The following is a 20008-nucleotide window of genomic DNA, read 5'->3' on the forward strand; positions in this document are numbered from 1 at the left end:
TGCGCGGAATCCTCGCCGGAAGGCAACACACGAGGCAAGCGATTTACAGCGAGCGCTGTGTGAAGACCGTGTCGAGCCACTGCCCGAACTTGAAGCCCACCGCCGACAGCCGCCCCACCTCGGTGAAGCCGCACTTACGATGCAACGCCAGCGACGCCGTGCCCCCAGGCTCCGCGATCACGCCGATGATCTGCCGCACCTCACCACCACGTACGCACTCGTCGATCAGCGCCCGCAGCAGCGCGCCGCCCAGACCGCGCCCCTGAGCGGCAGGCGAAAGATAGACCGAGTCCTCGACGGTGTGCCGGTACGCAGGTCGCGGCCGGTAGGCACCGCAGTACGCATAGCCGACCACCGCACCGGAGACCTCGGCCACCAGATACGGCAGCCCGCGGTCGACGACGGTCTGGTACCGCTTCTCCAGCTCCGGCAGCGACGGAGGCTTCAGCTCGAACGTCGCTGTGCCGGTGCGCACGTGGTGCGCGTAGATCTGCTCGACCACTGTCAGGTCGGAGAGTGTCGCGGGTCTGATCGCTGGGGAAACAGGCACGGCCCCATTTTCCCCACGCGATGTTGCCGACGTGTTACGTCAGCTACGTCAGAACAGCAGGTCCCATCCGCGGCACAACGGCGCGGATGCCGTCGGCGAAGATGCGGGTGATCGCTTCCAGGTCGAGTGCCGCACCTGTCAGCGGCGTCATGTTCGCCTCGTGCAGCAGCAGCGCCGCGAACGCCTCCGCCACGGTGTTCTTCCGCGCCTCGTCGACTTCCGGCTGCTTGCTCAACGCGAGGTCCAGCGCCAGCCGGGTCAACCGCACCGCCTCGGTGAAGACACCGTTGACGAACGCGCGCACCTCGGGATGCGTCTCCGCCTCCCGGAACACGATCCGCCGCATCCGCTCCGACGCGTGCTCCCCCTGCCGCACCCGCTCCGCCAGCCGCACCAGTGTCGCCGCGACGTCGCCGTCGACGACCTCCAGCTCACCCTCCGACAGGGCGGCGGCGTTCGTACGCTCGGACACCAGCGCCGTCAGCAAGTCGATCTTGGTCGGGAAGTAGTGGAAGACGAGCCCTTTCGGCACGCCGGCCTGCTTCGCGATCCGGGCGGTCGGCGTCGCGTCGAGGCCGTTCTCGGCGATCAGCTCCTCCGCCGCGTCGAGGATGCGCCGCCGGGAGTCGACCGGGTCGGGTGTGCGCCGGGTGCGGGCGACGGCGTCGGCCGCGCGACCAGCAGCCGCCCGTACCCGGCCGGGACGCCGGCCGGGTCCAGACGGCTGCTTGGTGCTCTTCATGACTGCTGAGTCTAGGTCGTGTCTGGCAAATAGCGGTGGTAAAGCTCGCGGCGTATCCGCGCCGCGCTGGCGGTGCCGCGGGCCGAAGCTCGTGTTGGGCATACTCGCAAGGTTCGCGGTGCCGTCAGCGTGGATGCGGGGCGTCGCGAGTCAGGCGATATTTGCCAGGCGCGGCCTAGGGCCGCGAAGCGGCCCGGGTCACGGCGTCGTCGGTGTCGCCGTTCCAGATGTCGAGGGCATCATCCTGACGGCCCACAGGCCGACCACGACCGCGATCAGACCACCGGCCCACGAGGTCCACGCTGCGCCGGCCTGGTCGTAGTACGACACGACCCACGGTGCGACGAACGCCAGGATGCCGAGGATCGCGTGGGTCCATTCGCTGAGAACGGCGCCGGGCATGGCCAGCGACCAGAGCCCGGACAGCGCGAGCAGCCCGCCGACGATGACCATCGTCCAGATCTGGAGGGCGTCGCCCGGGTCGAACCACAGCGGGGTCAGCGCGATGACCAGACCAACGACGAGAGCCACCCAGTCCTGCCAGCGGACCCATTTGCGGGGTTCCATTGCACCTCCTCTGACGTGCTCGGTCAGTGTGGCCGAACCACTCCAGTATTGCTCTGATTGACCGGCCGGTCAACATGATCCGAAGACGGTCCACGGCCGGTCCTTTGGCTCGAAGCACGCCCGTACGAAAGGATGGCCCGATGCATACCCCGACCAGCCCGGCCGGTGTCCCGCCGCAGGGTGCGACGTACGACGGCTCGGGCACCACGTTCGCGCTGTGGGCGCCCGCGGCCGACCGTGTCGAGGTATGCCTGTTCGACCAGGCCGGCAACCAGACCCGGCACGACCTGCCGGACCGGCTGCACGGCGTCTGGCACGGCTACCTCCCCGGCGTCGGTCCCGGACAGGAGTACGGCTTCCGCGCGTTCGGCTCCTGGGACCCGCAGACCGGACACCGGTTCAACCCGTCGAAGCTGCTGGTCGACCCCTACGCCCGGGCGATCACCGGAGATCTCGTCGACAACGAGGCGATCTTCGGGTACGCCCTGTCGACCGGCAACGACACGATGCCCGACTATCGCGACTCCGCCGGGTACGTTCCGAAGTCGGTCGTCGTCGCGCCGGAGCCGATCGGCGACCATCCGCGCCCGCGCGTGCCGTGGGACCACACGGTCCTGTACGAACTGCACCCGCGCGGTCACACCATGCGCCATCCGAAGGTGCCGCCCGAGCTGCGCGGGACCTACGCCGGCCTGGCGCATCCGGCGGTCGTCGACGACCTGGCCGACCTCGGCGTCACGACGATCGAGCTGCTGCCGATCCACCACTTCCTGTCCGAGACCTGGTTGCGCGGCAACGGCCTGACCAACTACTGGGGCTACAACACGCTCGGCTTCTTCGCACCGCACGCGGCCTACTCCGCCAGTGGCAGCCACGGCGAGCAGGTACGCGAGTTCCAGGCGATGGTGCGCGCGTTCCACGCCGCCGGAGTCGAGGTCGTGCTCGACGTGGTCTACAACCACACCTGCGAGCACAACGAGTTCGGCCCGACCGTGTCGTACCGCGGCATCCACAACGCGGCCTACTACCGCCTGCTCGACGGCGGCCGGCGCTACGTCAACACCACCGGAACAGGCAACACCGTCAACCTCTCCCACCCCCAGGCCGTCCGGCTGACGCTCGACTCGCTGCGTTACTGGGTCGAGGAGATGGGCGTCGACGGCTTCCGGTTCGACCTCGCGACGACGTTCGCACGCGACCGCGAGCTCCAGATCGACATGGTCACGCCGGTTCTGGTGGCGATCGGCCAGGATCCCGTGCTGTCGAAGGTGAAACTGATCGCCGAGCCGTGGGACATCGGACTCGACGGCTACCAGGCCGGCGCCTTCCCGGCACCGTGGTCGGAGTGGAACGGCAAATACCGCGACGACGTACGCGACTTCTGGCGCGGCATGAGCAGCGGCCTGGCCGACCTGGGGTTCCGGTTGTCGGGCTCCAGCGACCTGTTCGGCCGCGGCGGGCGGCGGCCGTTCTCGTCGGTCAACTTCGTCACCTGCCACGACGGCTTCACCCTGCGCGACCTCGTGTCGTACGACCACAAGCACAACGAGGCCAACCGCGAGCAGAACCGCGACGGCACCGACGACAACCGCTCGTGGAACTGCGGTGAGGAAGGCGAAACCGACGATCCCCTGGTGCTGGCCCTGCGCCGGCGGCAGGCCCGCAACCTGCTGGCGACGCTCCTGCTCTCGATCGGCGTACCGATGCTGCTGGCCGGCGACGAGCGTGGCCGGACGCAGGGCGGCAACAACAACGCCTTCTGCCAGGACAACGAGATCTCGTGGACCGACTGGGAGGGCGGCCGCGACTGGCTCGAGCTGCGCGACTTCGTCAAGGAGTTGTTGCGGCTGCGCCGCGAGCACCCCGTGCTGCGCCGGGGCCACTTCTTCACCGGCGCGTTCGACAGCGGGCGGCACATCGACGTCGGCTGGTTCACCGCGGCGGGCACTCCGCTCGACGCGGAGGCGTGGCACGACCCGTGGCGTCGTACGCTCGGCATGTTCCTGGTCGGCGAGCACACCGGCGAGTACAGCATCGAGGCCGGGGGGAACCAGGAGCTCAGCGACGACTCGTTCCTGCTCTGGCTGAACGCCGACCCCGAACCCATCACCGCCACGTTGCCCGGGCCGCCGTGGGCGCTCGCCTACAGCCGCGTGCTCGACACCAGCTTCGAAGTCGAGGGTGACCGCTTCCGCGCACTGGACCGGATCGTGCTTCCGGCGCGATCGGTTGTGCTGTTGCGGGCCGAACGCGTGCCGGGACATGATGAGCCCCATGGTGCTGCGAGTTCGTGAGGCGCGGGTCGGGGACGCCCGCCGGGTTGCCGAGGTGCACATCGCTGCCTGGCAAGCGGGTTACGCGGGCCAGCTGCCCGCGGACTTCCTGGCCGGCCTGTCCGACGACATGGAGGCGAGAGCCGAACGCCGGCGGGAGCGGCTGGAGCTGGCCGCCAATCCCTGCCTGATAGCGGTCGACGACGAGGCCGGCGAGCTGTATGGCTTCACGGAGTTCGGCGCGTACCGTTCCGGCGGCGACGGCGACACCGTGCCCGAGACCACCGGCGAGCTCTACGTCATCAACCTGCGTCCCGACGCGTGGGGAAAGGGCATCGCGGCGTCGCTGTTCCAGGCCGGCATCGACGGCCTGCGGGCGATGGGCTACCACGACGCGGTGCTGTGGGTGCTGGAGACCAACACCCGCGCCCGGCGGTTCTACGAGAAGCACGGCTGGAAGCCCGACGGCCAGGCCAAGACCGACCACAACGGCACGGTCGAGCTGCGCGAGATCCGCTACGCCATGCCGCTGGGATAAGCGGACGACCAGCCACTGACCGGCGTGGCCGCCTCGTCCGGGATCGTCTGCGACGGCTCGTCGCTCGAGCGCGGCCACTCCTCGAACAACCGCACCGCGCGTTCCAGCCGCCACCAGTACCAGCCCGCGCCGGCTGCCAACGCGCCGAACAGCAGGAACCCCAGCACCCGCCCGGACGGCGCGATGCCGGAGTGCAGTGCCGCCGCGACGGCCGCGGGGCTGACCAGGAACGCGGCGACGAGGTACGAGTGGTGGGATCCGCCGGCATAGGCCCGGATGTTCTTGCTGACCCGGTCGTTCTGCCGTTCGAGCAGGACGCGGGCACGCCGGCGTTCGTCGACGGAAGGGTCCGGCAGGCCGGGATCCGTGCCAGGACTCGCCATCCGTGCCCGGCTTGCCCGCTCGCGGATGAACGCGGCCAGCTCGCCCGGTTCGTCGACCGGCACCAGCCATTCCTGTCCGGGTCCGGCGATCCGGATCGCCGGACCGTTGGCCAGCTTGACGTTCGCGTGGTTCGGCAGCTTCCAGGTCGCGCCGGTGCGCTGCGAGGCCAGCGTCCCCGCCTCGACGAATGCCAACCGGGTGAAGGGAATCGCGAGCCGCAGCGCCGCCGGTGGCTCGGCCGGTCCGGCCATGCCGACCAGCCGTACCCGGTCTCTGCCGATCTCCACGCGCAGCCTGGAGGTCCGCGACTTCACGTGTACGGTGAGCCCGCTGGCCGCGAGCTCCTCGTCCAGCTGCCGGGTGAGCACCCTCGCGGCCAGGTGCACGAGCCACCACGCGAGCACGACGGACGCGACGCTCCACACCAACGGCAGTCCGGCCGCCAGGCCGACGACCGCCCACAGCACACTGACCAGGAACGTGAGCCGTGCCCAGTAGCGCGGACTCCGGCGCACCACGAACAGCAGCCCGGCGACGATCGCGTACAGCGGCAGGGACCTGAGCACCAGCTCGGACAACGACCAGGGTTCACCCCTGCCGCCCGCCCACAACCAAGCGCGGCCCAACGGCACCACGACGAAGCCGGCCAGCGCCAGCGGAACGGCCAGCAGCCAGCGGTTGAGCATCTGCTTCCTCAGTCGAGGGTCGCGGTCAGGGACTCGCCGGCCGCGAGCGTCCGGTTCTGACCACGGAGCGTCCCGCCGCCCCGCAGGCTCAGCGTATCGACCCGCAACTCGCCCTCGATCACGGTCAGCTCGATCCGGCCGCCGTCCTCGCCCTGTGTGAAGGTGCCCCAGGCGTCACCGTTCGACCAGAACCACGTCACCGGCTCGGCCGACGCGGCGAACGTCAGCGTGCCCGTCACGCCGTCGTAGGAGAACCCCGTCAGCGCGGGAATCGCGCCCCAGCTGGCCATCGCGCGGACGTAGTGGTGCCCGCACTCGGCCTCGTCGAACGGGTTGCGCCGCCGGCCGTCGAAGCGGTCCCGGGCCGCCGCGAAGACGCTCTCGCCCTCCTCCAGCAGGCCTTCGTAGAACATGCCGACCGCCGCGGTGTACTCCAGCCCGGTCCACACCTCGTCGAAGTACGGGAACGGGCGCTCGGGCCGGTTGCCGTGCGGGTAGGCCGCGACGACCAGTCCGGTCTCGTCGCCGAGCGCGTAGCTGCGCATCGGGTTGAAGTGGCCGGCCATGCCGGCCCGCCGGTTGTGGCGCAGGATGCTGCGCAGCGTCGTGGTGACTTTCTCCTTGTCCAGCAGGTACCCGAGGCCGGACAGGTGGGCGAGGTTCTGCCCGACGAGCTGGTCGGCGAGGCAGCCGTCGCCGATCTGCAGCTCCGGGTTGACCAGGTCGCGCGCGCCGATGCCCGGCAGCCGTAGCCCCGGCGCGATCGCGTCCTCGCTGCCCGGCGGGCGGATCTCGTGCCGGTAGTACTCGCCGTCGAAGAGGTTCGCGTCGAGCCACTCGCTACCTCGACGGAACAGATCGGCACACTTGCCGGCGAAGTCGTCCTCGCCGAGATAGCGCGCCATCTCCTCACATGCTCGCAGCGCGGCGAGATACCAGGCGCCGATCTCGGGGTTGGGGCCGAAGTACTCCACGTCCATCGTGTTGTGCTGCGAGCCCTCCATCACGCCGTCCTGGTCGGCGTCCCAGCCACCGGGGATCCAGGCGAACTCCATCGCCCGTTTCGCCTTCGGCCACAGCGAACGCACCATCTCGTCGTCGCCGGACAGCCGCCATTCCCTGTACAGCTTGACCAAACACCCCATCTGCCCGTCGGCTGCGGCGACGCCTTCGGACAGGGCGCGGTCGAGCGGCAGCTGGATACGGAAGCTCATGTGCCCGTTGCCGGCCGTGCCGTGCGCGAACTCCACCTCGCGGAGCGAACGAGCCAGCGCGCCGAACAGGAACGGTGTGGCCTGCTCGTAGTTCCACACGTGGGTGCAGTTTCCGAGGCAGCAGCCCACGTCGTCGCTGCAGCCTTCCCAGCCGTAGAAGCGGCCGTCGGGCGTACGGAAGCAGGTCTGCGTGCGCAGCGTGGAGAGGTTGGCGAGCGCGGACTCCTTCACCACGACGGGGAGATCGCTGCCCGCGACGGCGTTGACGAACGCCAGCGTCCGGTGCTCCAGCTCGGCCAGCCGCGGCGCGGTGCCGGCCAGGACGTCCCACGCGTCGTCGTAACGGGTGGTGTAGTAGTTGCCGACCAGGGCGTCGCGGTTCCAGTTCTGCCGGTTCGGGAAGTGCCAGCCGATGAGGAACGTGAACGCGGTCGTCTCTCCCGCTGTCAAGGTTCGCTTGGCGGCGACGGAGGCCATCGGCGCGTCGACGTCGCTCGTCCGCTCGTCGACGTGACCGTCGGCGGTGAAGTCGTCCCAGAAGTCGAGCAATTCACCGCCCCAGCTGGCGTCCGCCCAGGCCGTCCGGATGCTGACGTCGTTCTCGCCGACCACAGCCAGCGCCAGCGAGCCCCACTGCTCGGCGGTGCTCTCGACGCCTTCGGAGTCGAGGAACACGCCGGTCAGGCCGTCGGATCGCCTTGCGGTGTTGCGGTTCCGGTTCGGTTTGCCCTCGGAGCCGTCCGTGCCGACGAAGTTCTGCAGGCTGCCGACCAGCGACACGTCGAGATCGCTGTCGCTGTGGTTGGTGACGACGTAGCGCAGGATCGCGATCGGGATCCCGCTGGCGTCCGCGTCGGCGGGCACGAGTGGGTTGAACGCCTGCAGGCGCACCGAGACCGGCATGGCGTCGTCGTCCAGGTGGACCTGGCCGAACGGATAGGCGGCGCTGAACTCCGACCGCTGGAAGCGCGGCAACCCGTGGTTGGGCACGCCGGAGCCGTGCGCGCCTTCGTACAGCACGAGGTCGATCGGGCCCTCGAGCGCCCGGGCCGCGCTCTCGCCGTCCGGGGTGGCCGTGCGAATCGCGAAACAGCTCCACCTCGGGTTCCAGCCCTTGGCCGGCCGGTTGACCGGCTCCCAGTCGCGCAGGTCACCACGTCCACCGAGACTGATCGTTCCCGTCCCGATGCCACCGAGCGGCATCGCGACGCGCAGCGAGTGCGCCTGGTCGTGAGTTCGAAGCACCGGCCACTCGAACGCGTCGGCACCTGTCATCTGGATCTCCCGTGGCTGTGCGATTACAACGTCGTACACACGCTATAGCGCCGATTCCGCATTGACCTGCCAGTGGGTCCGATACCGGCCTATCATGAGGCCCAGCCAGAGAAGGCTACGGCCAGGGGAGGATGCGCCGATGGCCGAAACGGGTGGCGAGGCGATCAGGAGCGGCGGGCGGATCGCGGACGCCTGGGCGGGGCTCGAGGCGGCTTACGAGCGGGCAACCCAGCCCGGCGTCGAATGGTGGAAGGCCGTCGGCGTCATCACGGTGGCGCTCCTGCGTCTGGTCAACGCACTCGAAGCCATCTGGTCGGCCGGTGGGAACGAACTCGACTCGCGTTCCGCGAAGGCAAAGCCGTCTTCCTGCGCAACTGGCCGTTCGCCTATCACCAGTTGTACGACGCACCGGCAGCCAGGACGACCTGCTCACCTTCGGCGGCAACCCACCGGTGCGGGAGTCGTCGTACCGCCCGAGAGACTGTACGCAAGCTCCCGTTGCGTCGAACCAGGTCTCGACGCCAGCGTGCGAGCAGCTCAACCAGGTCGCGGCCGAGCTCAGGAAGTCCCTTGCGAGATCCGAGTCAAGGCCCAGGTCGCGGTGGTACTCGGCGTACAGCAGGGTGTTGCGAAGCCACCTCTACCCCGCCCTCGCGAAGGTCTCGGAGCTGAACTTCGACCGTTTGCAGCGGGACGTCGACGCCGTGGTCGGGTAGGTGTTCCGGCTCGGCGCCCGTATAGTTTCGGTCCGAACCGGCTGGAAAGGGCAAGCACATGTTGCGCTACGGGCTCATACACCCAGAGATCCTGGCCGCGCTGGCGTCGGCCGGCCATGGCTCGCGGGTCCTGATCGCGGACGGGCACTATCCGTTCACCACCGCGGCCGGGCCGAACGCGGTGCACGTGTTCCTGAACCTCGCCCCCGGCAAGCTGACCGTGACCGAGGTGCTCGAGACCCTGGTCGAAGCGATCCCGATCGAGGCCGCGGCCGTCATGCAGCCGCCGCAGGAGCTGGGCACACCGGAGATCTTCGCGGAGTTCGAGCGCCTCCTGCCCGACGGCACTCCGATCGAGCCGCTCGACCGGTTCGGCTTCTACGACGCCGCCAAGACCGAGGACGTCGCGCTCGTGATCGCGACCGGGGAGCAGCGGGTCTACGCCAACCTGCTCCTGACCATCGGCGTCGCGGTCTAGCAAGCAGTCGTTGGCCGGATGCGACGAAGCCGGCCGAACCCGTTGTCCGGCGTGCCCGCCCACCTGACAATGGCTGGGTGCGCCACCGACTCGTACTCATAGCCTGCGTCCTGGCGTCCTCGCTCACGGGGATGGACGGGCTGATGACCACCACCGCGCTGCCGGCCATCGCCGACGACTTCGAGGTCGGGCTGGCCGTACAGCAGTGGATCGTCGCCGGGTTCCTGCTGGCGCTGGGGAGTCTGCTGCTGGTCGGCGGCGCGCTCGGCGATCTCTACGGCCGGTGGCGGGTCTTCCGCCTGGGCGCCGTGGCGTCCGGGGTGGCCGTGACCGTGTGCGCGCTCGCACCCAACCCCGCGCTGCTGCTGGTCGGGCGCCTGCTGCAAGGGATGGCCGCGGCCCTGCTGCTGCCCAGCGTCCTGGCCGTGTTGACGCGGGCGTACGAGGGCGAGCAGCGCTCGAAGGCGATCGCGTCGTGGTCGGCGTGGAGCGGGCTGTCGGTGATCGCCGGACCGCTGGTGGGCGGGTTGCTCATCGACGCGCTGTCCTGGCGGGCGATCTACTGGGTGCAGGTGCCGTTCGCCGCGCTCGTGGTCTTCCTGATCTACCGCGCGTCGCCGCGGCAGGAGGAACGCGCGTCCGCCGGCCGGGTCGACATCGGCGGTGCGCTGCTCGCCGTGGTGGCGATCGGCGGACCGGTGTTCTACGTGATCCAGGGTTCGAACGCCGGCTGGAGCTCCCCGCCGGTGGTCGCGGCGCTCGTGGCCGGGCTCGCGGCCTTGGTGCTGTTCGGGTGGTGGGAACGGCGGGCCGCCAGCCCGTTGCTGCCGCTGTCGCTGTTCCGGATCCGCCGGTTCACGATGCTGAACGTCGTGACGTTCGTGCTGTACGGCGGGCTGATCGCGTGTGGCACGTACACCGTGATGTTCCTGCAGGACGGCCTCGGCTACCACCCGGCCGTCGCCGGTGTGGTCAGCGCGGTGCCGATCATCGTGCTGTTCGCGCTGTCCGGGCGGTTCGGCGCGCTCTCCGACCGGTTCGGCGGCACGGTGTTCGTCGCGGGCGGCTCGCTGGTCGCCGGGCTGGGGATGCTCCTGCTGCTTCGCGTCGACTCCGCGGACGACCTGTTCACGCTGGTCCTGCCGTCGACGCTGATCCACGGCCTGGGCCTGGCGATGCTGGTGGCGCCGCTCACTGCTGGCGTGATGTCGGCGGTGCCGGGCTCACGGGCAGGCATCGCCTCGGGCATCAACAACGCGGTCGCCCGTACGGGCAGCATGGCGGCGATCGCCGTGATCGGCGTGCTGATCTCACTGCAGTTCTCGGCGTCACTCGACCGTGCGTTGGAGGGCAAGGATCTGGGCCCGGCCATGGCCGGTGCCGTCGAGCAGGCGCACGAGCACCCGTTCTCCGGCACTCCGCGAGGTCAGCTCAGCGGGGCCGAACGGGCGGAGCTCTCGCCGATCCTGTCGACCGCGGCGGTGGACGCCTTCCGTTCCGGCATGGGCGTCACCTCGGGCCTGGCCTTCGCGGCGGGAGCGATCGGCCTGGTCGGACTACGAAGCCGGCCGCGGCCGGGCTACGACGCCGCCGGAACGATCGGCTGCCCGATCACGGGCGCCCGCACGCACCTCGAAGCCGCCCCCATCGGCTCCGGCGACCGCTCCCCCGGTCCTGTCGACGCATAGCCCGTGCTTCCCGCATCGACGGCGGGTTTCGATGTCCTAGACGATCTAGGAGCCGCAAGGCGGACCACCGCGGTACGGACCGCCCCGGACGGCCTCTTCGACTCCCTCGTTCAGGGCATGTGCGATCAGCGTTCCGAACAGGCTGCCGGCCACCAGACCAACCGCGACCCAGATCGCGTGGTGGGCCAGCATGCCAATCCATGCACCGCCACCCGCGCCGGAAACCGCGAGGAGCAGCAGGAGGGCAAGGGCGACACCACCGCTGGCGTGCTTGTCACGCTCACGAAAAAGATGGTCCACGAAGATGGCGGCCAGGGCGCCCATGAGCGCCAGACCAAGGAGGCAGCCCACTACGGGAGACATGCGCTCGATCTCCGTGCCCACCCGGTAGCCCACGAACGCGCCCACGGTGCCGAAGCTGCCGAAGACCAGCCCTGCCCTACCTTCGGCACGCTGCTCGCGATCGTTTCCCGCCGTGGCCATGGCGACCACGCCACCGATCACGGTCGCCCCGCACGCCAGGCCGCCGTAGGCGCCGACCAGTCCCCAGCTCCAGGAACCGATCGAGGCGCCCACCGACCCGCCGATGATCACACCGAGGATGGCGCCCGCCCAGACTCCGATGATCATCGGTCCAGGCTAGGAGGGACGCAGGGCCGTCCCTGGAGATGGCAGGGTGCTGCCATCTCCAGGCGCGACGGCCTCAGCGCAGGTCGCCGTTGGTCATGCCCTCGTGGTCGGGTGGCCAGGCCACCAGGCCCATCTCGGCCGCGGAGACCAGAGCCGGGTGGTTGGGCAGGATGCGCACGGTGTAGCCGAACGGTCCGGTGCGGTCGAGCTTGATCTCACCCTCGTACCGGTGCCGCCCCGCCTCGTACGCTTCCGCCGGCTGCAAGGCGACGCCCGACGGCTCGCGCAGGGTGTCGGACTCGTCGACCCGGCCGTGCAGAACCTGCACCGTCACGTCGTCGGGCGACAGCGAGCCGAGGCTCACGAACACCCGCAACGACACCGTGCTCCCGAGCTCGGCACCGTCGAACAGGCCCGCCGACTCCAGGTGGTCGACCCGCACGGCCTCCCATCCGGAACGCACGCGCTGCTTCCACGCCGCCAGTTCCCGGGCGCCGTCGAAGGAGTCGTTGAGCGCCCGCGACGACACCGACGACGGGCCGTACAGCTCGTTGACGTAGTCGGCGAACATCCGCGAAGCCAGCACCTTCGGCCCGAGCGACTTCAGCGTGTGCCGCACCATCTCCATCCACCGGCGCGGCAGGCCGTCGGCGTCGCGGTCGTAGAACCGCGGCACGACCTGGCCCTCGAGCAGGTCGTAGAGGGCGTTGGCCTCGAGCCAGTCGCGGTGGTCGGCGTTGCCGGAGCCTTCGGCCGACGGGATCGCCCAGCCGTTCTCGCCGTCGAACCACTCGTCCCACCAGCCGTCGCGGATCGAGAGGTTGAGCCCGCCGTTCAGCGCGGCCTTCATCCCGGACGTGCCGCACGCTTCGTACGGCCGCAGCGGGTTGTTGAGCCAGACGTCGACGCCGGTCACCATCGGGTGCGCCAGCCCCATGTCGTAGTCGGGCAGGAAGACGATGCGGTGCCGCACCTCGGGATCGTCGGCGAACCAGACGATCTCCTGGATCAGCTTCTTGCCACCGTCGTCGGCGGGGTGCGACTTGCCGGCGATCACCAGCTGGATCGGCCGCTCCTCGTCGAGCAGCAGCGCCTTCAGCCGGTCACGGTCGGCGAGCATCAGCGTCAGCCGCTTGTACGACGGAACCCGGCGCGCGAAGCCGATCGTCAGGATGTTGGGGTCGAGCGCGTCGTCGATCCACCCGAGCTCGGCCTCGGACGCACCACGCGTCCGGCACGACTCCCGCAGCCGGCGCCGGGCGTCCTGGACCAGCCGCGAGCGCAGCCCGGCCTTGATCCGCCACAGCTCGGCCTCGTCGACCTGGTCCGCGACGTCCCAGTCGCCCGGGATGTCGTTGCCCGAGGCGCGCGCCTCCAGCTCCAGGAACTCCCGGCCCACCCAGGTGGCCGCGTGCACACCGTTGGTGATCGAGCCGATCGGCACCTCGGAGACGTCGAAGCCCGGCCACAGCCCGGCGAACATCTCCCGTGACACCGCGCCGTGCAATGACGACACACCGTTGGCGCGCTGCGCCAGCCGGAAACCCATCACGGCCATGTTGAACACGGCCGGGTCGCCGCCTTCGTAGTCTTCGGCGCCGAGCGCGAGGATCCGGTCGACCGGAACGCCCGGGCAGGCGTTGTCGCCTCCGAAGTACTGCTCGATCAGCTCCCGCTCGAACCGGTCGATGCCGGCGGGCACCGGCGTGTGGGTGGTGAACACCGTGCCGGCCCGCGCGGTCTCCTGCGCCGCCTCGAAGTCGAGCCCGTGCTCCTCGACGTACTCGCGGATCCGCTCCAGACCGAGGAAGCCGGCGTGGCCCTCGTTGGTGTGGAACACCTCGGGTGCGCTCACGCCGGTCAGCCGGCTGTAGACCCGCAGCGCGCGGACGCCGCCGATGCCGAGCAGCATCTCCTGCAGCAGCCGGTGCTCGGTGCCGCCGCCGTAGAGACGGTCGGTGACGTCGCGCTCGGCGCCCTCGTTGTCCTCGATGCCGGAGTCGAGCAGCAGCAGCGGAACCCGGCCGACCTGCGCCACCCAGATCTGCGCGACCAGCCGGCGCGAGCCGGGCAGGCCGACCACGATCTTGGCCGGCGAGCCGTCGTTCTCACGGAGCAGCGTGAGCGGCATCGCGTCGGGGTCGACCAGGGGGTAGCGCTCCTGCTGCCAGGCCTCGTGCGACAGCGACTGCATGAAGTAGCCGTGGCGGTAGAGCAGCCCGACCGCGACCAGCGGCGCGCCGAGGTCACTGGCCGCCTTCAGGTGGTCACCGGCGAGGATGCCGAGGCCACCGGAGTACTGCGGCAGCACCTTCGACAGGCCGTACTCCGGTGAGAAGTACGCGATCCGGCGCGGAACGTCCGCTCCGAGGCTTTGGTACCACCGGTCGGCGGTGAGGTAGTCCGACAGGTCGTCGGCGGCGGCCCGCAGCCGCTCACCGAAACCCGGGTCGTCGGCCAGCTCGTTGAGCCGGCGGGCCGAGACAGCGCCGAGCAGGCGGATCGGGTCGTGATCGACCCGCTCCCACAGCCCGGGGTCGACGGCGGCGAAGAGGTCCTGGGTCGGCGGATGCCACGACCAGCGCAAGTTCAGCGCGAGCTCGCCCAAGGGAGCAAGCGGCGGTGGCAGGACCGGCCTGACGGTGAATCGACGAATGGCACGCACGGAGAGAAACGCTATTGGACTCAGATAACGGGACACGCCGGGGGTCTGTCACAGCTTTGCAACGCCAGCAAGGTCTTTCAACGCCGTACCGGATCTACCCACCCGAACAGGGGCACTGGTCCGGACCAGGCCGGATGTTTCAGCCCCGAATGTTTCGTCCCGGCGCCTCGGCGTAACTAACCAGGCAAGAAGTTTTGCGCGCCGCGTATCCCCGAGGAAACATCGATGGAACACACTGGATAGGTTCCACGTCTGTGCAGCAGCGCCGCCGACAACCAGCCCAGAAAGCTCGGACCGCCACGCCTATGTCTGACGCCAAGAACGCACGCAGGAAACAACCGGCCGCAACGCCCGCGGGTCGCCCCAAGGACCTCCACGCCAAGGACGCCCTCGGCCGGATCCCGATCCTCGATGTCGCGCCCCTTGTCGACTGCGGCACGTTCCCGGCCAAGGCCGTGCCGGGTGAGGACTTCACCGTTTCGGCCACGATCTTCCGCGAGGGCCACGACGCCCTCGGCGCCAACGTCGTCGTCAAAGGACCCGACGGCGAGGACCTCGGCTGGATCCCGATGCACATGCCGGTCCCTGGCACCGACCGCTGGATGGCCGACGTCCGCCCGACCGCGACCGGTGACTGGACGTACCAGGTCGAGGCCTGGAGCGATCCGGTCGGCACCTGGTGGCACGCCGCCGAGCTCAAGATCCCGGCCGGTGTCGACGTCGACCTGATGCTCACCGAAGGCGAGCAGCTGTTCGAACGCGCCGCCGCCAACCTGCCCGCCGACCACACACACGGTCGCGAGCTGATCGCCGACACGCTCCGCGCGCTGCGCGACACCCGGCGTCCGGCCGAGGTCCGGCTGGCCGCCGCGACCGCCGCCGACGTACGCGAGCTGCTCGCCCGGCATCCACTGCGTGAGCTGGTCAGCACCTCCCCGGCGTACCCGCTGCGAGTCGAACGCGAGCGGGCGCTCTACGGCAGCTGGTACGAGTTCTTCCCCCGCTCGGAAGGCGCCTACTACGACGAGGCCGAGCAGCGCTGGGTCTCCGGCACGTTCAAGACCGCCGCGCAGCGCCTGCCGGCGATCCGGGACATGGCCTTCGATGTGGTCTACATCCCGCCGATCCACCCGATCGGCCGCACCAACCGCAAGGGCCCGAACAACACGCTGGACGCCGGCCCGAACGACCCCGGCACGCCGTGGGGAATCGGCTCGCCCGAGGGCGGTCACGACGCGGTGCATCCCGACCTCGGCACGCTGGAGGACTTCCGGGACTTCGTCGCCCAGGCCCGCGACCTCGGGCTGGAGATCGCGCTGGACATCGCGCTGCAGGCCTCGCCCGACCACCCGTGGGTCAAGGAGCACCCGGAGTGGTTCAGGACGCTGGCCGACGGCACGATCGCGTACGCCGAGAACCCGCCGAAGAAGTACCAGGACATCTACCCCCTCAACTTCGACAACGATCCCGAGGGGATCTACGCCGAAGTGCTGCGCGTGATGCGGCACTGGATCGCCCAGGGCGTGCGGATCTTCCGGGTCGACAACCCGCACACCAAGCCGGTGCGGTTCTGGCAGTGGCTGCTCGCCGAGATCCGCGAGACCGACCCGGACGTGCTGTTCCTGTCGGAGGCGTTCACCCGGCCGGCGATGATGCGGACGCTGGCGAAGGTCGGCTTCCACCAGTCGTACACCTACTTCACGTGGCGCAACACCAAGTACGAGCTCGAGACCTACCTCACCGAGCTCGCCAACGAGACACCGGCGTTCCTGCGTCCGAACTTCTTCGTCAACACGCAGGACATCCTCACGGCCTACCTCCAGTACGGCGGTCCGGCCGCGTTCAAGATTCGTGCGGTGGTGGCTGCCATGAGCTCACCTACGTGGGGGGTCTACTCCGGATACGAGCTCTTCGAGCACGTGGCGCTTCGCCCCGGCAGCGAGGAGTATCTCGATTCCGAGAAATATCAGTACCGGCCACGAGACTGGGCGGCATACGAACCCGGCGGCACCCATGCCGGCGAGTCGCTTGGTCCCTATCTGCGCAGGCTGAACGAGATCCGGCGCCGTCACCCGGCGCTCCAGCGGTTGCGCAACCTCCGCTTTCACCACGTACCCGATGACCAGTTGCTCGTTTTCTCGAAACACGAGCCCGTAACCGGCGCGAAACCTGAAGGTAACCCGGATACAGTCATCGTCGTCATAAACCTTGACCCCCACGGGACCCGTGAGTCGGTCGTTTCTCTCACCATGCCCGACCTGGGGATGGACTGGCACGACACGTTCGTCGTCCAGGACGAGCTCTCCGGCGCCACCTGGAGCTGGGGACAGCACAACTTCGTACGGCTCGACCCCTCGGTCGAACCCGCCCACATCCTCACCATCAGACGGACACCATGACCGACGAACCTCCTGACGGCACCGGCCGGCTCTCCACTCTGCTCGACCAACCAGAGTGGTACAAGCACGCCGTCTTCTACGAAGTCCTGGTTCGCTCCTTCGCCGACTCCAGCAACGACGGCGTCGGCGACCTCAAGGGCCTGCAGGACAAGCTCGACTATCTCGAGTGGCTCGGCATCGACTGCGTATGGCTGCCGCCGTTCTTCGTCTCGCCGTTGCGCGACGGTGGCTACGACGTGGCCGACTACACCGAGGTCGCTCCTGACATCGGCGACATCGACGACTTCAAAGCGTTCGTCGAGGCCGCGCACGCCAGGGGCCTTCGCGTCATCATCGACTTCGTCATGAACCACACCTCGGACCAGCATCCCTGGTTCCAGGCTTCGCGGAGCGACCCGGAGGGTCCGTTCGGCGACTTCTACGTGTGGGCGGACACCGACGAGGCCTACTCCGACGCGCGGATCATCTTCGTCGACACCGAGACCAGCAACTGGACGTACGACCCCGTACGCAAGCAGTATTTCTGGCACCGGTTCTTCTCGCACCAGCCCGACCTCAACTTCGAGAACCTCCACGTCCAGGAGGCCATCCTCGAGGCGCTGCGGTTCTGGCTTGACCTCGGCATCGACGGCTTCCGGCTGGATGCCGTGCCCTACCTCTTCGAGAGGGAGGGCACCAACTGCGAGAACCTCCCGGAGACGCACGAGTTCCTCAAGCGGATCCGCAAAGAGGTCGACAAGGACTACCCCAACACGCTGCTGCTGTGCGAGGCCAACCAGTGGCCGGCCGACGTGGTCGAGTACTTCGGCGACATCGGCATCGGTGGCGACGAGTGCCAGATGGCGTTCCACTTCCCGGTCATGCCGCGCATCTTCATGGCGGTCCGCCGGGAGTCGCGTTACCCGATCTCGGAGATCCTGGCGCAGACCCCGAAGATTCCCGACACCTGCCAGTGGGGCATCTTCCTGCGCAACCACGACGAGCTCACGCTCGAGATGGTCACCGACGAGGACCGCGACTACATGTGGTCGGAGTACGCCCGCGACCCGCGGATGAAGGCCAATATCGGCATCCGCCGCCGGCTGGCGCCGCTGCTCGACAACGACCAGAACCAGATGGAGCTGTTCACCGCGCTACTGCTGTCGCTGCCGGGCTCGCCGATCCTCTACTACGGCGACGAGATCGGCATGGGCGACAACATCTGGCTCGGAGACCGCGACGCGGTTCGTACGCCGATGCAATGGACGCCTGACCGCAACGCGGGATTCTCCAAGGCCGATCCTGGGCGACTTTCCTTGCCTGTGATTATGGACTCGATCTACGGTTATCAGGCAGTGAACGTCGAGGCTCAGCTGCAGAACAGCTCATCGCTGCTGCACTGGGTCCGCCGGATGATCTGGGTTCGCAAGCAGAACCCAGCCTTCGGTGCGGGGGCGTTCACCGACATGGGTGGCAGCAACCCGAGCGTGCTGTCGTTCGTCCGCGAGCTCGGTGATGACATTGTGCTCTGCGTCAACAACCTCTCGCGGTTCCCACAGCCGGTGGAGCTCGACCTACGACGCTGGGAGGGAGTCGAACCGATCGAACTGCTTGGTGGCGTGCGATTCCCACGCGTCGGTGAGCTGCCTTACCTGCTGACGCTCGGCGGGCACGGCTTCTACTGGTTCCGGCTGCCGCAACCGCAACCCGAACTTACCTGAGCCGGCCCGGCAACCGGACCGGCTCGGGGCACCGCTCCAGAAGCAGGCACAGAAAGGAACGTTGTGGGTTCCCGACAGGCTGAAAACGTCCACGACTATCTCGAACGGCAGAGATGGTTCGCGGGCAAGGGCAGGGACTTCCAGGTCGAGCGGATTCACCCGCTTCCGTGGCTGTCCCGGCCCAAGGCCTGGCCTGCCGTAAGGATCGAACTGATCACCGTCCGGTACGCCGACGACGGGAGCACCGAGACCTACCAGCTCCCCATCGGCTATCGCGCTGAGCCGTCCGACAACATGGCGCACGCCTACATCGGCGCCTGGACGTTCTCCGAGCTGCTGAACCGGCCAGTGATGGCGTACGACGCTCTGCACGACAAGGAGTCGACGTCGCTGTGGCTGGCCGGTCTTCTCGAGGGTCGCAGCCTGCCTGGCCTGGTGTTCCACCGGCTGGGGCAGCTCGACATCGATCCGGCGGCCCAGTCGCTGGTGCTGACCGCCGAGCAGTCCAACACGTCGCTGGTGTTCGCCGAAGCGACGCTGCTGAAGGTGTTCCGCCGCGTGCACCACGGCCACAACCCCGACATCGAGATCCACGAGGCGCTGACCAAGGGCGACGGCGACAACATCGCCAAGCTGCACGGCTGGGTCGACGCGACCTGGCCCGACGAGTCGGGGCAGGAGGCGCGCGGCGACCTCGGCATGTTCAGCGACTTCTTCCGTACCGCCTCCAGCGGCTGGGAGCTGGCGATCACCTCGGTGCGCGACCTGTACGCCGAGGCCGACCTGCATCCTGACGAGGTGGGCGGTGACTTCGCGGCCGAGTCGTTCCGGCTCGGTGCGACGACCGCGGAGATCCACGGTGACCTGGCCCGCGTGCTGACCGTCGACACCTGGGGACGGGAGGAGCTCGGCGCGCTGGCCGCGGCGATGCGCGAACGGCTCACCGCCGCGGCGGGCATCGTGCCCGCGCTGCAGCCGTTCGTGAAGGGACTGCGGTCGGCGTTCGACGACCTGGCCGCGATCGAAGAACGCGTGCAGGTGCATCGCGTCCACGGCGACCTGCACCTCGGCCAAACCATGCGGACGATCGGCGGCTGGCGGATCATCGACTTCGAGGGTGAGCCGGCCAAGCCGCTCCCGGACCGGCGCGCGCTCGACTCGCCGTTGCGCGATGTCGCGGGCATGCTGCGGTCGTACGACTACGCCGCGCAGCACCTGCTGATGCAGAGCGACCACCTCGACGAGGTGCCGATGCCGGGCTCGGCCGGCGGCGGCGAGACGAACCAGCTCGCGTACCGGGCCGAAGAGTGGTCGGAGCGAAACCGCGACGCGTTCTGCCGTGGGTACGCCCGAGTTTCGGGTATAGACCCACGCGAGCAGGGCGCGCTGCTGCGAGCGTACGAGACGGACAAGGCGGTCTACGAAGTCGTCTACGAGTTCCGTACTCGCCCGGACTGGATTGGTGTGCCGCTCAGCGCCATCGAACGCCTTGCCGGATAGGGG

At 69.0% G+C, this 20008-nt stretch carries 14 protein-coding genes; 7 read left to right on the top strand and 7 right to left on the bottom strand.

The window, feature by feature from the left end; genetic code table 11:
* Positions 1 to 43: 43 nt before the first annotated feature.
* From ACYVF6_RS30170 to ACYVF6_RS30180, 3 genes are all read right to left on the bottom strand, one after another.
* The gene (locus ACYVF6_RS30170; RefSeq protein WP_460526013.1) at positions 44 to 550 is read right to left on the bottom strand and encodes a GNAT family N-acetyltransferase; all 507 of its coding nucleotides are present in this window, start codon (positions 548 to 550) and stop codon (positions 44 to 46) included.
* Positions 551 to 593: 43 nt separating this feature from the next.
* Positions 594 to 1292, bottom strand: coding sequence for a TetR/AcrR family transcriptional regulator (locus tag ACYVF6_RS30175; protein ID WP_460526014.1), 699 nt, complete (start codon positions 1290 to 1292; stop codon positions 594 to 596).
* Between the two features lie 198 nt (positions 1293 to 1490).
* Entirely contained in the window at positions 1491 to 1859 is a 369-nt protein-coding gene (locus ACYVF6_RS30180) for an SPW repeat protein (protein WP_460526015.1), read from the bottom strand.
* A gap of 140 nt (positions 1860 to 1999) precedes the next feature.
* Here ACYVF6_RS30180 and glgX point away from each other — a divergent pair, with 140 nt between their 5' ends.
* Both glgX and ACYVF6_RS30190 read left to right on the top strand, forming a co-directional pair.
* Positions 2000 to 4153 carry a glycogen debranching protein gene (gene glgX, locus ACYVF6_RS30185; protein ID WP_460526016.1) on the top strand — a complete coding sequence of 718 codons (2154 nt, stop codon included), beginning with the start codon at positions 2000 to 2002 and terminating at the stop codon, positions 4151 to 4153.
* Positions 4134 to 4670, top strand: a complete 537-nt coding sequence (locus tag ACYVF6_RS30190) for a GNAT family N-acetyltransferase (RefSeq protein WP_460526017.1) — start codon at positions 4134 to 4136, stop codon at positions 4668 to 4670. Before glgX ends, ACYVF6_RS30190 begins: the two co-directional genes overlap by 20 nt.
* Here the strand turns inward: ACYVF6_RS30190 and ACYVF6_RS30195 are convergent.
* Positions 4649 to 5740, bottom strand: coding sequence for a hypothetical protein (locus ACYVF6_RS30195; protein ID WP_460526018.1), 1092 nt, complete (start codon positions 5738 to 5740; stop codon positions 4649 to 4651). The genes ACYVF6_RS30190 and ACYVF6_RS30195 overlap by 22 nt on opposite strands.
* Before the next feature lie 8 nt (positions 5741 to 5748).
* A complete protein-coding gene (locus ACYVF6_RS30200; protein ID WP_460526019.1) occupies positions 5749 to 8229 on the bottom strand; it encodes a GH116 family glycosyl-hydrolase in 2481 nt (826 codons plus the stop codon).
* A gap of 774 nt (positions 8230 to 9003) precedes the next feature.
* On the opposite strand from ACYVF6_RS30200, the gene ACYVF6_RS30205 reads away from it, so the two are divergent.
* Together ACYVF6_RS30205 and ACYVF6_RS30210 are read left to right on the top strand one after the other, a co-directional pair.
* On the top strand, positions 9004 to 9423 hold the full coding sequence (locus tag ACYVF6_RS30205) for an RbsD/FucU family protein (protein ID WP_460526020.1): 420 nt from the start codon (positions 9004 to 9006) through the stop codon (positions 9421 to 9423).
* 77 nt (positions 9424 to 9500) lie between these two features.
* Positions 9501 to 11111 carry an MFS transporter gene (locus ACYVF6_RS30210; protein ID WP_460526021.1) on the top strand — a complete coding sequence of 537 codons (1611 nt, stop codon included), beginning with the start codon at positions 9501 to 9503 and terminating at the stop codon, positions 11109 to 11111.
* Positions 11112 to 11156: 45 nt separating this feature from the next.
* Here ACYVF6_RS30210 and ACYVF6_RS30215 read toward each other — a convergent pair whose 3' ends face one another.
* Together ACYVF6_RS30215 and glgP are read right to left on the bottom strand one after the other, a co-directional pair.
* Complete coding sequence (locus ACYVF6_RS30215) at positions 11157 to 11741, bottom strand: hypothetical protein (protein WP_460526022.1); 585 nt, start codon at positions 11739 to 11741, stop codon at positions 11157 to 11159.
* Positions 11742 to 11814: 73 nt separating this feature from the next.
* Complete coding sequence (glgP, locus tag ACYVF6_RS30220) at positions 11815 to 14406, bottom strand: alpha-glucan family phosphorylase (protein ID WP_460526023.1); 2592 nt, start codon at positions 14404 to 14406, stop codon at positions 11815 to 11817.
* Positions 14407 to 14711: 305 nt separating this feature from the next.
* Here glgP and ACYVF6_RS30225 point away from each other — a divergent pair, with 305 nt between their 5' ends.
* The 3 genes from ACYVF6_RS30225 (at position 14712) to ACYVF6_RS30235 (ending at position 20005) form a co-directional block, all read left to right on the top strand.
* Entirely contained in the window at positions 14712 to 16805 is a 2094-nt protein-coding gene (locus tag ACYVF6_RS30225; RefSeq protein WP_460526024.1) for an alpha-1,4-glucan--maltose-1-phosphate maltosyltransferase, read from the top strand.
* Positions 16802 to 18505 (top strand): maltose alpha-D-glucosyltransferase, encoded by a 1704-nt coding sequence (treS, locus tag ACYVF6_RS30230; protein ID WP_460526025.1) that lies wholly within the window; start codon positions 16802 to 16804, stop codon positions 18503 to 18505. The genes ACYVF6_RS30225 and treS overlap by 4 nt, the downstream gene beginning before the upstream one ends.
* Positions 18506 to 18568: 63 nt before the next feature.
* Positions 18569 to 20005, top strand: coding sequence for a maltokinase N-terminal cap-like domain-containing protein (locus ACYVF6_RS30235; RefSeq protein WP_460526026.1), 1437 nt, complete (start codon positions 18569 to 18571; stop codon positions 20003 to 20005).
* Positions 20006 to 20008: the final 3 nt, after the last annotated feature.

Source organism: Flindersiella endophytica, from assembly GCF_054779015.1.

Excerpts from the sequence above, each read along its gene's own strand:
- ACYVF6_RS30175 (WP_460526014.1), bottom strand. The coding sequence starts at position 1,292 with ATGAAGAGCACCAAGCAGCCGTCTGGACCCGGCCGGCGTCCCGGCCGG.
- ACYVF6_RS30180 (WP_460526015.1), bottom strand. The coding sequence starts at position 1,859 with ATGGAACCCCGCAAATGGGTCCGCTGGCAGGACTGGGTGGCTCTCGTC.
- glgX (WP_460526016.1), top strand. The coding sequence starts at position 2,000 with ATGCATACCCCGACCAGCCCGGCCGGTGTCCCGCCGCAGGGTGCGACG.
- ACYVF6_RS30190 (WP_460526017.1), top strand. The coding sequence starts at position 4,134 with ATGGTGCTGCGAGTTCGTGAGGCGCGGGTCGGGGACGCCCGCCGGGTT.
- ACYVF6_RS30195 (WP_460526018.1), bottom strand. The coding sequence starts at position 5,740 with ATGCTCAACCGCTGGCTGCTGGCCGTTCCGCTGGCGCTGGCCGGCTTC.
- ACYVF6_RS30200 (WP_460526019.1), bottom strand. The coding sequence starts at position 8,229 with ATGACAGGTGCCGACGCGTTCGAGTGGCCGGTGCTTCGAACTCACGAC.
- ACYVF6_RS30205 (WP_460526020.1), top strand. The coding sequence starts at position 9,004 with ATGTTGCGCTACGGGCTCATACACCCAGAGATCCTGGCCGCGCTGGCG.
- ACYVF6_RS30215 (WP_460526022.1), bottom strand. The coding sequence starts at position 11,741 with ATGATCATCGGAGTCTGGGCGGGCGCCATCCTCGGTGTGATCATCGGC.
- ACYVF6_RS30225 (WP_460526024.1), top strand. The coding sequence starts at position 14,712 with ATGTCTGACGCCAAGAACGCACGCAGGAAACAACCGGCCGCAACGCCC.
- treS (WP_460526025.1), top strand. The coding sequence starts at position 16,802 with ATGACCGACGAACCTCCTGACGGCACCGGCCGGCTCTCCACTCTGCTC.